Source organism: Pseudomonas koreensis (assembly GCF_025447595.1).
In the GTDB taxonomy this organism is placed as follows: domain Bacteria; phylum Pseudomonadota; class Gammaproteobacteria; order Pseudomonadales; family Pseudomonadaceae; genus Aquipseudomonas; species Aquipseudomonas koreensis_H.
In genome coordinates, this window is the sequence record NZ_JAOEJU010000022.1 from 1 (window position 1) to 14,075 (window position 14,075).

Here is a 14,075-nt window from a genome sequence, read left to right on the forward strand (position 1 = left end):
AAGCCCGCAACGTCGCCTGCAAGTTCTCCACCCCTTCCTGGTTCAGCGTGTTGATCTCGTTGATATCAACGTTGATCGACTCGACCACCGCCGTCTGCTCTTCCGTCGCGGTCGCTACCGACTGATTCATGCCGTCGATCTCGCCGATACGCTGGGTCACGCTGCCCAGGCGTTCGCCGGCCTGGTTGGCGATGCCGACGCTGCTTTCGCTCTCACGCTGGCTCTCGGTCATGATGCCGACCGCCTGACGCGCGCCGACTTGCAGCTCTTCAATCATTTTCTGCACTTGCTGCGCCGAGTCCTGGGTGCGGTGCGCCAGGTTGCGGACTTCGTCGGCGACCACGGCGAAACCGCGACCGGCTTCACCGGCACGGGCCGCTTCGATGGCCGCGTTGAGGGCCAGCAGGTTGGTCTGCTGGGAGATGCTGGTGATCACTTCCAGAATCTGCCCGATGTTCACGGTGTTGCTGTTCAGGGTTTCGATGTTGCCGCAGGAGTCGCTGATCTTCGCCGACAGTTGCTGCATCGCGTGGATGGTCTTATCCACAACCTGCTGGCCGTCTTCGGCCAGGCTGCGCGCATCGCTGGAATGTTGCGAGGCGAGGGCGGCGTTCTGGGCGATTTCCTGAGCGGCGGCGCCGAGCTGATTGATCGCGGCGGCCACGCTGTTGGTGCGCGAGGCCTGCTGGTCGGAGTTGAACATCGACGAGTTCGACGCCGCGACCACGCGCAGGGCGACTTCGTTGACCTGTCCGGTGGCCGACGACACCTCGCGGATCGAGGTATGGATGCGCTCGACGAAACGGTTGAACGACAGCCCCAGCGCGCCGAATTCATCGTGGCCGTGGATGGTCAGGCGTTTGGTCAGGTCACCTTCGCCTTCGGCGATGTCGTGCATGGCGCGGCCCATGGTCAGCAGCGGCTGCATCAGCACACGGATCAGCATGCCGAGCAGGGCGATGATGATGACTACGGCGATGACCATGGCGATCAGCGCCGAGGTGCGGAACTCGCTGAGCATCGAGAACGCGGTGTCCTTGTCCAGCACCAGCGCCACGTACCAGTCGGCCGACGGCACGCCGTTGACGTGGGTGAAGGAAATCAATTGGGTCTTGCCATCGAATTCGACTTCCTTCAGGCCCGGGCTGACTTTCGGCGCGCCGTTGGGATAGGCCTCGGCGAGGGTCTTGAGCACCAGCTTGCTGTCCGGGTGGATCAGGATTTTGCCGTCGGCACTGACGATGAACGCGTGGCCGTGGCCGCCGAAGTTCAGCGAGTTGATGATCGCGCTGACGCTCGACAGATCAATGTCGGCACCGGCCACACCGATCATCTGGCCCTGGCGCTGCACCGGGGTGGCAACGGTGATCACCAGTTTGCCCGACGAGGCGGCGATGTACGGTTCGGTGACGATGGTCTGTTGCGCAGCGTTGGCTGCCTTGTACCAGCCACGGGCGCGCGGGTCGTAATCCGGCGCGCGGTTGCCGGCCGGAACCGAGAACATCACGCCGTCGGCACCGCCGAAGTAGCTGAGCTGGAAATTGCCGGTGTAGGCGGGCAGGTCGATGATGCGTTTGAGGCTGGCCGGGGCGTTGCCGTCGACGACAACCTGTTGCGCCATCGATTGCAGCAACTGGATGCGGCTTTCCAGCCAGGTCTGGATGTTGCTGGTGGTCAGGCTGCCCAGTTCCTGCATCGACGATTCGGTGCTGCTTTGCAGGGCTTCGCGCTGGCGATAGTCGTTGAACAAAATGAAACAGGCGAACGCAACGGCCACCACGAGGGCGGCAGCCAACAAGATCTTGTGGCTGAATTTCATGTTTCTGGTCATTAAGTGAGCTACCGCGAAGGGGCTGGTCAAGAAAGGGCGGCAATTTGCCACACTATCGGGCTTTGCGCTGCTCTTATTTCGACCGCTGCGCGCCAAAGATTAGGCGCCTTTTGCGAAATGCGACGAAATGCTCAATAGCCTTACAAACTGTCTGATTTACCGGCGAAAGCCGGACGAGCGGGCTAACAAATAGCCAGCCTCCCAGGGAACCAGACAGGGGTTTTCTCTTCTAAGCTTCTGGTTGGCGCCATGCCTTCCCCCTTCCGCTCCAGGAGTTACACCATGTCGCTGCGATCTATCGCCCTGCTGTCGTTTTGCGTGCTGTTGGCCGCATGCAGCAAGGTCAATCAGGAAAACTACTCGAAGCTTTCGACCGGCATGGCCAAGGCCGAAGTGGAGACGCTGCTCGGCAAGCCCACTGATTGCTCGGGCGCGCTCGGCATGTCCAGTTGCACCTGGGGCGACAAGAACAGCTTTATCAGCGTGCAATACGCCGGTGACAAAGTGCTGATGTTTTCCGGCCAAGGCCTGAAGTAAACCGGGGCCACGCGCCCACGGAGAAGAAAAATGAAGCGGTTATTGCTTATCCTTTTCGCCGGCCTGGTATTGGCCGGCTGCGCCACGTCCGGTGAAGATCCGCTGGCGCCGAAGACGGTCAACAGTGTCAATCTCAAGCGTTACCAGGGCACCTGGTACGAGCTGGCGCGTCTGCCGATGTATTTCCAGCGCAATTGCGCGCAATCCGAAGCCCGCTACACCCTCAAGCCCGATGGCAATGTCGGGGTGTACAACCGCTGCCTGACGGCGGACTGGCAGTGGGAAGAAGTCAAAGGCACGGCTTATCCACAGGTGCCGGGCAAGACCGACAAACTGTGGGTCGAGTTCGATACCTGGTTTTCGCGTCTGATTCCGGGTGCGGCGAAGGGTCAATACTGGGTGCTGTACGTCAGCGATGACTACAAGACCGCCCTCGTGGGCGACCCGAGTCGCCGCTATCTGTGGCTGCTGTCCCGCACGCCGACCGTCAACGGTGTGGTGCGTGAGGAACTGCTGAGCAAGGCGCGTCAGCAGGGTTACGACACCACGCGCCTGATCTGGCGCACGTCGGATCAGCAGATGGCCAAGACGTCCAACTGACGCGCAACAAAAAACCTGTGGAGGTCACCCTCCACAGGTTTTTTTGTGTCAGCCCAAAAGTTCTCGCAGAACCTGGGTGAAGGCGCGATTGCTGTCCTCCTCCCCGGCATGTCGCCCCTCGCGAACGACCCACTGACCGTTGACCAGCACATCGCGCACCTGGCGATCGCCACCGGCAAACAGCCAGCGATTGAGGATCCCGTCACCGCTGGCCGTGGCCAGATACGGATCGCTGCCATCGAGCACAATCCAGTCGGCACGCTTGCCGACTTCCAGTGCGCCGATCGGCTGGCCCAGCGCCTGAGCGCCACCGTCCAGTGCCGCGTCATACAGCGTACGGCCAACCATCGGCTGATCCGCGCCATACAAGCGATTGCGCCGCTGATCGCGCAGGCGCTGGCCGTATTCCAGCCAACGCAATTCTTCCACCACGCTCAACGACACATGGCTGTCGGAGCCGATGCCCATGCGCCCACCCTGAGCGAGGAAATCCACCGCCGGGAAAATCCCGTCGCCGAGGTTGGCCTCGGTGGTCAGGCACAGGCCGGCGATGGCGCGACTCTTGGCCATCAGCGTGACTTCTTCCGGATTGGCATGGGTCGCGTGGACCAGGCACCAGCGCTGATCGACTTCGGTGTTTTCGTACAGCCATTGCAGCGGACGACGACCGCTCCAGCTCAGGCAGTCGTCGACTTCCTTCTGCTGTTCGGCGATGTGGATGTGCACCGGGCATTGCTTGTCGCTGGCTGCCAGTACTTCGCTGATCTGCTGTGGCGTGACTGCGCGCAACGAGTGGAAGCACAGACCGAGCGACTGCGCCTTTTGCTGCGTCAGCAGTGGTTGCAGACGTGATTGCAGCTTCAGGTAGTTTTCGGTGCTGTTGATGAAACGGCGCTGGCCTTCGTTCGGCGTCTGGCCGCCGAAACCGCTGTGGCTGTAGAGCACGGGCAGCAATGTCAGACCGATGCCGGCGGAGCTGGCCGCCTGGCTGATGCGCAATGCCAGCTCGGCCGGGTCGGCGTACGGCTGGCCGTTGTTATCGTGGTGGACGTAATGGAATTCGGCGACCGAGGTGTAACCGGCCTTGAGCATTTCGATGTACAGCTGACGGGCAATTACACCGAGCTGGTCGGGGCTGATTTTTCCGACGAGTCGGTACATCAGATCGCGCCAGGTCCAGAAACTGTCGTTGGGATTGCCGGCCACTTCCGCAAGTCCCGCCATCGCTCGCTGGAACGCGTGGGAGTGCAGATTCGGCATCCCCGGCAGCAGCGGACCGCTCAACCGTTCGGCGCCGTCTGCGGTGGAATCGGCCTGGATGCGGGTCAATACGCCATCGGCGCTGACCTCAAGACGTACATTGTTGGCCCATCCGTTAGGCAGCAGCGCGCGTTCGGCAAAGAAGGCGGACATGGTTCAGCACCCCATCGTGTGTTATTTGTATATACATATACAGACGTTTGCCTGCCCGGTAAACTCCGGCAAGCTAGCAACTTTCATCCAATGAACAGGGATCCACCGTGCCGACTCCGCCTCCAGTCTCCCCGTTGGCCGCGAACATGGGCGACAGTCCGGCGCCCTTGTACGCCCGCGTCAAACAGATGATCACCCAGCAGATCGATAGCGGTAACTGGCCGCCGCATTACCGCGTGCCGTCGGAAAGCGAGCTGGTCAGCCAGTTGGGCTTCAGCCGCATGACCATCAATCGCGCGCTGCGGGAAATGACCGCCGATGGTCTGCTGGTGCGCATGCAAGGCGTCGGCACTTTTGTCGCCGAACCGAAGAGCCAGTCCGCGCTGTTCGAAGTGCACAACATCGCCGACGAAATCGCCTCCCGTGGCCATCGCCACACCTGTCAGGTAATCACCCTTGAAGAAGAGGCCGCCGGTTCCGAGCGCGCGCTGGCGCTGGACATGCGCGAAGGGCAGAAGGTCTTTCACTCGCTGATCGTGCATTACGAAAACGACATTCCGGTGCAAATCGAAGACCGCTTCGTCAACGCGCTGGTCGCCCCGGAATACCTCAAGCAGGACTTCACCCTGCAAACGCCTTACGCCTATCTGAACCAGGTCGCACCGTTGACCGAAGGCGAGCATGTGGTCGAAGCGATCCTCGCCGAAGCGTCCGAATGCAAATTGCTGCAGATCGAAAAAGGCGAGCCGTGCCTGCTGATCCGCCGCCGCACGTGGTCGGGTCGTCAGCCGGTAACGGCGGCGCGCCTGATTCACCCCGGTTCCCGTCATCGTCTGGAAGGTCGGTTTCATAAATGAAAGAGTTGAAGGTATTACGCGCCGAAGGCTACCCGCGCATGCCGTGGAAAAACGGCGGCGGCAGCACCGAGGAAATCACCCGTGACGCCGGCGCCGGCCTCGACGGTTTTGGCTGGCGCCTGTCGATTGCCGACATCGCCGAATCCGGCGGCTTCTCGACTTTCGCCGGTTACCAGCGGGTTATCACGGTATTGCAGGGCGACGGTATGACCCTGTGTGTCGACGGTGACGATACCCGGCCGTTGTTACCCCTCGACCCGTTTGCCTTCAGCGGCGAGAGCCAGGTGTCCTGCACCTTGCTCGGTGGCGCAATCCGCGACTTCAACCTGATCTACTCGCCCCAGCGTTACAGCGCACGCCTGCAATGGCTGGACGGCGAGCAGCGGTTTTTCAGTTCGGCGAATACCGTGCTGGTCTTCAGTGTCAGCGAACGGCTGGAGGTCACGGTCGGTGACAGCGCATCGCAACTCGGCCGCCATGACTGCCTGCAACTGGACGGTAACACCGGGCTGACCGAGATCGCCGTCAATGCCGGCTGCTGTGTGATCGAACTGTCCCCACGCTGATTCCTTCACACGCTTTGCGTGGGAACGATCAAAAAACCGCTGCTTTCAAAGCAGCGGTTTTTTTTCGTCCCGACGTTCCCGAAATGCGCACCAACTTGTTACCGAACGCCCCAGCGTGGCGCAAAACCACGCTTTCGTAACAACCTCTCGCTACCCTCAATCCACCCCGCGAAAAATTTCATGAACGCCAGAGCCCTTGATTCAGGCGCTCTCCAGCCCTGTCTGGGATTTTTGTTGAACGACCCTCCAACAAGTTGGCCGCTCGATTGCATATGCTTGTATGTACAAGTAAAGACGTATGCGTATGAGTCGACAGAGACTCTCCGCAGCGTCCACTGATTCGCTTGTCGCGCACTGATGCGCACAGGCTGCTTGCCCACTGCCAGGGTTGGTTTGAATTGATCGCTGAGGAGTCTTTTTCGTGACTGACAACAAAACCACTAAGTTTCGTGACGTCGAAATCCGTGCCGCACGTGGCAACAAGCTGACCGCCAAGAGCTGGCTGACCGAAGCGCCGCTGCGCATGCTGATGAACAACCTCGACCCGGAAGTCGCCGAGAACCCGAAAGAGCTGGTGGTCTACGGTGGCATCGGCCGCGCTGCGCGTAACTGGGAGTGCTACGACAAGATCGTCGAGAGCCTGACCAACCTCAACGAAGACGAAACCCTGCTGGTGCAATCGGGCAAGCCGGTCGGCGTGTTCAAGACCCACAGCAACGCCCCGCGCGTGCTGATCGCCAACTCCAACCTGGTGCCGCACTGGGCGACCTGGGAACACTTCAACGAACTCGACGCCAAAGGCCTGGCCATGTACGGCCAGATGACCGCCGGCAGCTGGATCTACATCGGCAGCCAGGGCATCGTCCAGGGCACTTACGAAACCTTCGTTGAAGCCGGTCGCCAGCACTACAACGACAACCTCACCGGCAAGTGGGTACTGACCGCCGGCCTCGGCGGCATGGGCGGCGCGCAGCCACTGGCCGCGACCCTCGCCGGTGCCTGCTCGCTGAACATCGAATGCCAGCAGATCAGCATCGATTTCCGCCTCAAGACCCGCTACGTCGACGAGCAGGCCAAAGACCTTGACGACGCGCTGGCCCGCATCGCCAAATACACCTCCGAAGGCAAGGCTGTTTCCATCGCCCTGTGCGGCAACGCCGCTGAAATCCTTCCGGAACTGGTCAAGCGCGGCGTGCGCCCGGACATGGTCACCGACCAGACCAGCGCCCACGACCCGCTCAACGGTTACCTGCCGGCCGGCTGGACCTGGGACGAATACCGCGCCCGCGCCAAGACAGAGCCAGCCGCTGTGGTCAAGGCCGCCAAGCAATCGATGGCCGTTCACGTCAAAGCCATGCTCGACTTCCAGAAGATGGGCGTGCCGACCTTCGACTACGGCAACAACATCCGTCAGATGGCTCAGGAAGAAGGCGTCGAAAACGCATTCGATTTCCCTGGCTTCGTACCGGCCTACATCCGTCCGCTGTTCTGCCGTGGCATCGGCCCGTTCCGCTGGGCTGCGCTGTCCGGTGATCCGCAGGACATCTACAAGACCGACGCCAAGGTCAAAGAACTGATCCCGGACGACGCCCACCTGCACAACTGGCTGGACATGGCGCGCGAGCGCATCAGCTTCCAGGGTCTGCCGGCGCGTATCTGCTGGGTCGGCCTGGGCCTGCGCGCCAAGCTCGGTCTGGCGTTCAACGAAATGGTGCGCAGCGGCGAGCTGTCGGCTCCGATCGTGATCGGTCGCGACCACCTCGACTCCGGCTCGGTTTCCAGCCCGAACCGTGAGACCGAATCGATGCAGGACGGCTCCGATGCAGTTTCCGACTGGCCGCTGCTCAACGCACTGCTGAACACCGCGAGCGGTGCGACCTGGGTGTCCCTGCACCACGGCGGTGGCGTCGGCATGGGCTTCTCCCAGCACTCGGGCATGGTGATTGTCTGCGACGGTACTGACGAAGCGGCCGAGCGTATTGCTCGCGTGCTGCACAACGACCCGGGCACCGGCGTCATGCGTCACGCCGATGCCGGTTACCAGATCGCCATCGACTGCGCCAAGGAACAAGGGCTGAACCTGCCGATGATCACCGGCAAGTAATGCTTGCCCTGTAGGAGCGAGCCTGCTCGCGATAGCGGTTTGTCAGTCAACGAAAATGTTGCATGAACCGCCCTCATCGCGAGCAGGCTCACTCCCACAGGAACCAAAACAACAAAATCCAGAACAATCCACAGAGGTTGAATCATGGCGGGCAACACCGATCGTGCAGGCAGTAAACCGTTGATCGAAAGGCGTTCGATCGACTACATCCCGGAAGCGGAAAGACACGGTCGTCTGTTCAGTCAGTTCACCCTGTGGATGGGTGCCAACCTGCAAATCACCGCGATTGTCACCGGGGCCCTGGCCGTGGTGTTGGGCGGCGATGTGTTCTGGTCGTTGATCGGTCTGCTGATCGGTCAACTGCTGGGCGGCGGGGTGATGGCGCTGCACGCGGCGCAAGGGCCGAAGCTTGGCCTGCCGCAGATGATTTCCAGCCGGGTGCAGTTCGGAGTCTACGGCGCGGCGATCCCGATCGTACTGGTGTGCCTGATGTATCTGGGCTTTACCGCCACCGGAACCGTGCTATCGGGTCAGGCGCTGGGCCAGTTGTTCGGGGTCAGCGACACCGTCGGCATCCTGCTTTTCGCCAGCGTCATCGTCGTGGTCACGGTGCTCGGCTATCGGGTGATTCACTGGATCGGCCGTATTGCCAGTGCTATTGGCGTGATTGCTTTCGTGTACCTGTTCAGCCGTCTGATGAGCCAGGTGGACGTCGGCGCACTTCTGGAAATCCGCCATTTCAGCTGGAGCAGTTTCCTGCTGGCGGTGTCGCTCGCGGCCTCCTGGCAGATCGCTTTCGGCCCATACGTGGCGGACTACTCGCGCTACCTGCCGAGCAAGGTGTCTTCGGTGAAAACCTTCTTTGCCGCTGGTGCCGGTTCGGTGATTGGCGCGCAGGTGGCGATGATCCTCGGTGTGTTCGCGGCCGCTTCGGCCAACGGGCAATTCGCCGGGCATGAAGTCGCTTACATCGTCGGTCTGGGCGGGACCGGTGCTACCGCCGCGCTGCTGTATTTCAGCATCGCGTTCGGCAAGGTCACCATCTCTACCCTGAACTCCTACGGCAGCTTCATGTGCATCGCGACCATCATCAGCGGCTTCCGTGGCAACTTGCAGGTTTCGCGGATGCAGCGTCTGGTGTTCGTGCTGGTGATCGTCGGCGCGGCGACCCTGATCGCGCTGCTCGGCCAGCACTCGTTCCTCGGTGCGTTCAAGTCCTTCATCCTGTTCCTGCTGGCGTTCTTCACGCCGTGGAGCGCGATCAACCTGGTGGACTACTACTGCATCACCCGCGAGCGCTACGACGTACCGGCGCTGGCGGATCCGAACGGTCGCTACGGCCGCTGGAACATCCTCGGTATCAGCGTGTATGTGTTCGGGGTGCTGGTGCAACTGCCGTTCATTTCCACCAAGTTCTATACCGGTCCATTGGTAGCGGCACTGGGGGATGTGGATATTTCCTGGATCATCGGTCTCGTGCTGCCCGCAGCGCTGTACTACGTCTGCGCGAAAAAATGGCACGGCACCGTACCCGATCGACTGATTCTGCCCGTCGAGCAGGACAGCGTTGTACAACCTAAAACAAGCGGGGCCGGTCGCGCTGCGGCGCAGGCCTGATTTGGACGTGGACAGGGCTGGATGCCTCTTGACTGCCGTAAGCCAATTCATGATTAGGAGCGTCACAACAATGAAATCGAACAAGACCCTGCTGACCACATTGCTTTCCATGGGCCTGCTGGCCAGCGCCGGCGCGACCCAGGCCGCCGGCTGGTGCGAGTCCGGCAAACCGGTGAAATTCGCCGGCCTGAACTGGGAAAGCGGCATGCTGCTGACCGACGTTCTGCAGGTGGTGCTGGAGAAAGGTTACGACTGCAAGACCGACAGCCTGCCGGGCAACTCCATCACCATGGAAAACGCCCTGAGCAGCAACGACATCCAGATCTTCGCCGAAGAATGGGTCGGCCGCAGCGAGGTCTGGAACAAGGCCGAGAAGGCCGGCAAGGTCGTCGGTGTCGGGGCCCCGGTGGTGGGGGCGATCGAAGGCTGGTACGTGCCGCGCTACGTCATCGAAGGCGACGCCAAACGCAAACTCGAAGCCAAGGCGCCGGACCTGAAAAACATCGCCGACCTGGGCAAATACGCCGCCGTCTTCAAGGACGCCGAAGAGCCTTCCAAAGGCCGCTTCTACAACTGCCCGGCCGGCTGGACCTGCGAGCTGGACAACAGCGAAATGCTGAAAAGCTACGGCCTGGAAAACAGCTACACCAACTTCCGTCCGGGCACCGGTCCAGCGCTGGATGCGGCCGTGCTGTCGAGCTACAAGCGTGGCGAGCCGATCCTGTTCTACTACTGGTCGCCAACCCCGCTGATGGGCCAGATCGACGCGGTGAAACTGGAAGAGAAAGCGGGCGTCGACAAGACCGTGACCATCAAGGTCGGTCTGTCCAAGACCTTCCACGAGCAAGCGCCGGAGCTGGTGGCGGTGCTGGAAAAGGTCAACCTGCCGATCGATCTGCTGAACCAGAACCTGGGCCGCATGGCGAAGGAACGTATCGAGTCGCCAAAACTGGCGAAAATCTTCCTCAAGGAACATCCTGAGGTCTGGCATGCGTGGGTGAGTGAAGACGCTGCCAAGAAAATCGACGCGGCGCTGTAGGTCGAATTCCTCCCGGCCAACCGAGAGGCTGGCCGGGGTGTTCGCCGCAATCGCTTGATTGAGTTTCCTGATTGAGAGCCGCTTATGTTTCCCGAAAGCTTTACCTTTTCCATCGCCGACTGGGTCAACGGTTGGGTCGATGCGCTGGTCACCAACTACGGCGATGTGTTCCGCCATATCTCCGACACCCTGCTGTGGGCCATCGTCAATCTTGAAGGCCTGCTGCGCGCCGCACCGTGGTGGTTGATGCTGGCCATCGTCGGCGTCGTGGCCTGGCACGCAACGCGCAAAGTCGTGACCACCGCCGTGATCGTCGGTCTATTGTTCCTGGTCGGCGCCGTCGGTCTGTGGGACAAGTTGATGCAGACCCTCGCGCTGATGATGGTGGCGACGGTCATTTCGGTGCTGATCGGCGTGCCGCTGGGGATCCTCTCGGCGCGCAGCAATCGCCTGCGTTCGTTCCTGATGCCGCTGCTCGACATCATGCAGACCATGCCGAGCTTCGTGTACCTGATTCCGGTGCTGATGCTGTTCGGCCTGGGCAAGGTGCCGGCGATTTTCGCCACCGTGATCTACGCCGCGCCGCCGCTGATCCGTCTGACCGATCTGGGCATCCGCCAGGTCGACGGCGAAGTGATGGAAGCGATCAACGCCTTCGGCGCCAACCGCTGGCAGCAACTGTTCGGCGTGCAACTGCCGCTGGCCCTGCCGAGCATCATGGCCGGGATCAACCAGACCACCATGATGGCCCTGTCGATGGTGGTGATCGCCTCGATGATCGGCGCCCGTGGCCTGGGTGAAGATGTGCTGGTGGGCATTCAGACCCTCAACGTCGGACGCGGCCTGGAAGCCGGTCTGGCGATCGTGATTCTCGCAGTGGTCATCGACCGCATTACCCAGGCGTATGGTCGGCCACGGCATGAGGTGAGCAAATGAGCAACGCAACCGTGAGCAAGATCGAAGTCAAAAACGTCTTCAAGATTTTCGGCAACCGCGCCAAAGATGCCCTGGCGATGGTCGGCCAGGGCAAGACCAAGGATCAGGTGCTGAACGAGACCGGTTGCGTGGTCGGGGTCAACGACTTGTCCCTGAGCATCGGCACCGGCGAGATCTTCGTGATCATGGGCCTGTCCGGCTCCGGCAAATCGACCCTGGTGCGCCACTTCAACCGCCTGATCGACCCGACCAGTGGCGCGATCCTGGTGGACGGCGTGGACATCCTGCAATACGACATGGAAGCCCTGCGCGAATTCCGCCGGCACAAGATCAGCATGGTGTTCCAGAGCTTCGGCCTGCTGCCGCACAAGACCGTGCTCGACAACGTCGCCTACGGCCTGAAAGTGCGTGGCGAGACCAAGCAACTGTGCGCCGAACGCGCGTTGCACTGGATCAACACCGTAGGCCTCAAGGGCTACGAAAACAAATACCCGCACCAGCTCTCCGGCGGCATGCGCCAGCGTGTCGGCCTGGCCCGCGCCCTGGCAGCGGACACCGACATCATCCTGATGGACGAAGCGTTCAGTGCGCTGGATCCGCTGATCCGCGCGGAGATGCAGGACCAGTTGCTGGAGCTGCAAAAGACCCTGCACAAGACCATCGTCTTCATCACCCACGACCTCGACGAGGCCGTGCGCATCGGCAACCGCATCGCGATCCTCAAGGACGGCCGCCTGATCCAGGTCGGCACGCCGAAAGAGATCCTGCATTCGCCGGCGGACGAATATGTCGACCGCTTCGTGCAGCGGCGGGCGGCGGTGGTCTGATCTGAGTTTTGCAGTGCACAGACTGGCCTCATCGCGGGCAAGCCCGCTCCCACAGGGATTGTGTGAGCACCGGAGATTCTGTGGGAGCTGGCTTGCCAGCGATGAGGCCGGTGAAGCTGCATCAAAATTATGGTTGAGGTAAGTGATGTCCCAGGCTGAAAAAATCGTTATCGCCGACGCTCCGATGCGTTGGCAGGATGTGGTCGCAGTCGCCCGTCACGGCGCGCAGCTCGAGCTGTCGGCGCAGACCTGGGCGCGGATTGAAAACGCGCAGGGCATCGTCCAGCGCATCGTCGCCAGCGGCGAACGTGCCTATGGCGTGAACACCGGGCTCGGTGCGCTGTGCAACGTCTCGCTGAAAGACGAACAGCTCAGCCAGCTGTCGCGCAACACCTTGCTCAGCCATGCCTGTGGCGTCGGTCCGGTGCTGGCCGATGAGCAGACGCGCGCGATTATGTGCTCTGCGATTCGCAACTACAGCCACGGCAAATCCGGTATTCATCGTCGGGTGGTCGAAGCGCTGCTGGCGTTGCTCAATCGCGACATCACCCCGCAAGTGCCGTCGCAGGGCTCGGTGGGTTACTTGACCCACATGGCGCACATCGGCATCGCGCTGCTGGGCGTGGGCAATGTCAGCTATCGCGGCAAAGTGGTTTCCGCGCAGCAGGCGCTGGCCGAAGAGGGCCTGCAACCGGTGCAGCTCGGCGCTAAGGACGGCCTGTGCCTGGTCAACGGTACGCCGTGCATGACCGGCCTCGGTTGCCTGGCGATTGCCGACGCCACGCGTCTGGTGCAATGGGCCGACGTGATCGGCGCCATGAGCTTTGAAGCGCAACGTGGCCAGATTGCCGCGTTCGATGCCGAGATCATCGCGCTCAAGCCACATCCGGGCATGCAGCAGGTGGGCGTGAATCTGCGCGCTTTGCTCGATGGCAGCGAAGTGATCGCCGCCAGCAAAGGCATTCGCACTCAGGATGCCTTGAGCATCCGCTCGATCCCGCAGGTGCACGGCGCCGCCCGCGATCAACTGCAACACGCGATCAAGCAGATCGAAACCGAACTCAATGGCTGTACCGACAACCCGTTGCTGCTGGGCACGCCGGATGATTTCCGGGTGATGTCCCAGGCCAACCCGCACGGACAATCGGTGGCGCTGGCGGCGGATCTGCTGGCGATTGCCATGGCCGAAATCGGCTCGATTGCCGAGCGGCGTCTGGACCGTTTGATCAACCCGCACGTCAGCGGTCTGCCGGCGTTTCTGGTGGCCAATCCGGGGGTGAACTCCGGGATGATGATCGTGCAATACGTCGCCGCGTCGCTGTGCGCGGAAAACCGCCAGTTGGCGCAACCGGCGGTGCTCGACAACTACGTCACTTCGGGCCTGCAGGAAGACCACTTGAGCATGGGCACCAACGCCGCGCTGAAGCTGCACCGCGCGCTGGAAAACTGCACGCAGATCCTCGCCATCGAATACCTGCTGGCGGCCCAGGCATTTGAATTTCTCAAGGAACAGCGCTTCGGCGCGGGCACCGATACCGCCTGGCGACTGCTGCGCGAGAAGGTCCCGGCCTACGATCAGGACCGCTGGCTGGCGCCGGATATCGCCGCTGCCGCGAGCGTTCTGAAAGACACGGATCTGCTGCACAACGCATTACCGAATCTGCACTGAACTACCCACGCCAGCGTGCCAAGGCGCGGCTCCCCAAAAGGGCAGACGCGACGGACAACGGACATCTCCGGAGCGTCTG

The 14,075-nt window shown here is 61.6% G+C and carries 12 protein-coding genes; 10 read left to right on the forward strand and 2 right to left on the reverse strand.

All coding sequences use genetic code 11. The annotated features are described in order from the left end of the window. The coding region (locus N8H71_RS22550) for a methyl-accepting chemotaxis protein (RefSeq protein WP_262195743.1) at positions 1-1,831 on the reverse strand (1,831 nt) is incomplete at its 3' end. Between the two features lie 282 nt (positions 1,832-2,113). Here N8H71_RS22550 and N8H71_RS22555 point away from each other — a divergent pair. Further along, positions 2,114-2,368, forward strand: a complete 255-nt coding sequence (locus tag N8H71_RS22555; protein ID WP_119428670.1) for a hypothetical protein — start codon at positions 2,114-2,116, stop codon at positions 2,366-2,368. A gap of 30 nt (positions 2,369-2,398) precedes the next feature. Continuing rightward, a complete protein-coding gene (locus N8H71_RS22560) occupies positions 2,399-2,968 on the forward strand; it encodes a lipocalin family protein (protein ID WP_262195744.1) in 570 nt (189 codons plus the stop codon). Between the two features lie 48 nt (positions 2,969-3,016). Here N8H71_RS22560 and N8H71_RS22565 read toward each other — a convergent pair whose 3' ends face one another. Further along, positions 3,017-4,381 (reverse strand): formimidoylglutamate deiminase, encoded by a 1,365-nt coding sequence (locus N8H71_RS22565; protein WP_262195745.1) that lies wholly within the window; start codon positions 4,379-4,381, stop codon positions 3,017-3,019. Positions 4,382-4,527: 146 nt separating this feature from the next. Here N8H71_RS22565 and hutC point away from each other — a divergent pair, with 146 nt between their 5' ends. The 8 genes from hutC (at position 4,528) to hutH (ending at position 13,996) form a co-directional block, all read left to right on the forward strand. Continuing rightward, a complete protein-coding gene (gene hutC, locus N8H71_RS22570) occupies positions 4,528-5,238 on the forward strand; it encodes a histidine utilization repressor (protein WP_170844914.1) in 711 nt (236 codons plus the stop codon). Further along, complete coding sequence (locus N8H71_RS22575; protein ID WP_262195746.1) at positions 5,235-5,804, forward strand: HutD/Ves family protein; 570 nt, start codon at positions 5,235-5,237, stop codon at positions 5,802-5,804. The genes hutC and N8H71_RS22575 overlap by 4 nt, the downstream gene beginning before the upstream one ends. Positions 5,805-6,225: 421 nt before the next feature. Further along, positions 6,226-7,908 (forward strand): urocanate hydratase, encoded by a 1,683-nt coding sequence (gene hutU / locus N8H71_RS22580; RefSeq protein WP_039764719.1) that lies wholly within the window; start codon positions 6,226-6,228, stop codon positions 7,906-7,908. A 144-nt stretch (positions 7,909-8,052) separates the two neighbouring features. Continuing rightward, positions 8,053-9,525: a purine-cytosine permease family protein gene (locus tag N8H71_RS22585; RefSeq protein ID WP_134023464.1), complete on the forward strand. Its 1,473-nt coding sequence runs from the start codon at positions 8,053-8,055 to the stop codon at positions 9,523-9,525. A gap of 70 nt (positions 9,526-9,595) precedes the next feature. Beyond that, entirely contained in the window at positions 9,596-10,564 is a 969-nt protein-coding gene (locus N8H71_RS22590) for an ABC transporter substrate-binding protein (protein ID WP_007952476.1), read from the forward strand. An 84-nt stretch (positions 10,565-10,648) separates the two neighbouring features. Beyond that, complete coding sequence (locus N8H71_RS22595) at positions 10,649-11,500, forward strand: ABC transporter permease (RefSeq protein WP_262195747.1); 852 nt, start codon at positions 10,649-10,651, stop codon at positions 11,498-11,500. Then, a complete protein-coding gene (locus N8H71_RS22600; protein ID WP_179692956.1) occupies positions 11,497-12,327 on the forward strand; it encodes a quaternary amine ABC transporter ATP-binding protein in 831 nt (276 codons plus the stop codon). Before N8H71_RS22595 ends, N8H71_RS22600 begins: the two co-directional genes overlap by 4 nt. A gap of 145 nt (positions 12,328-12,472) precedes the next feature. Continuing rightward, complete coding sequence (hutH, locus tag N8H71_RS22605) at positions 12,473-13,996, forward strand: histidine ammonia-lyase (protein WP_262195748.1); 1,524 nt, start codon at positions 12,473-12,475, stop codon at positions 13,994-13,996. Positions 13,997-14,075 lie beyond the last annotated feature (79 nt).

Bases quoted from the DNA above. Each gene is read 5' to 3' on its own strand.
- N8H71_RS22555 (WP_119428670.1), top strand. From the start codon at position 2,114: ATGTCGCTGCGATCTATCGCCCTGCTGTCGTTTTGCGTGCTGTTGGCC.
- N8H71_RS22560 (WP_262195744.1), top strand. From the start codon at position 2,399: ATGAAGCGGTTATTGCTTATCCTTTTCGCCGGCCTGGTATTGGCCGGC.
- N8H71_RS22565 (WP_262195745.1), bottom strand. From the start codon at position 4,381: ATGTCCGCCTTCTTTGCCGAACGCGCGCTGCTGCCTAACGGATGGGCC.
- hutC (WP_170844914.1), top strand. From the start codon at position 4,528: ATGGGCGACAGTCCGGCGCCCTTGTACGCCCGCGTCAAACAGATGATC.
- N8H71_RS22575 (WP_262195746.1), top strand. From the start codon at position 5,235: ATGAAAGAGTTGAAGGTATTACGCGCCGAAGGCTACCCGCGCATGCCG.
- N8H71_RS22585 (WP_134023464.1), top strand. From the start codon at position 8,053: ATGGCGGGCAACACCGATCGTGCAGGCAGTAAACCGTTGATCGAAAGG.
- N8H71_RS22590 (WP_007952476.1), top strand. From the start codon at position 9,596: ATGAAATCGAACAAGACCCTGCTGACCACATTGCTTTCCATGGGCCTG.
- N8H71_RS22595 (WP_262195747.1), top strand. From the start codon at position 10,649: ATGTTTCCCGAAAGCTTTACCTTTTCCATCGCCGACTGGGTCAACGGT.
- N8H71_RS22600 (WP_179692956.1), top strand. From the start codon at position 11,497: ATGAGCAACGCAACCGTGAGCAAGATCGAAGTCAAAAACGTCTTCAAG.
- hutH (WP_262195748.1), top strand. From the start codon at position 12,473: ATGTCCCAGGCTGAAAAAATCGTTATCGCCGACGCTCCGATGCGTTGG.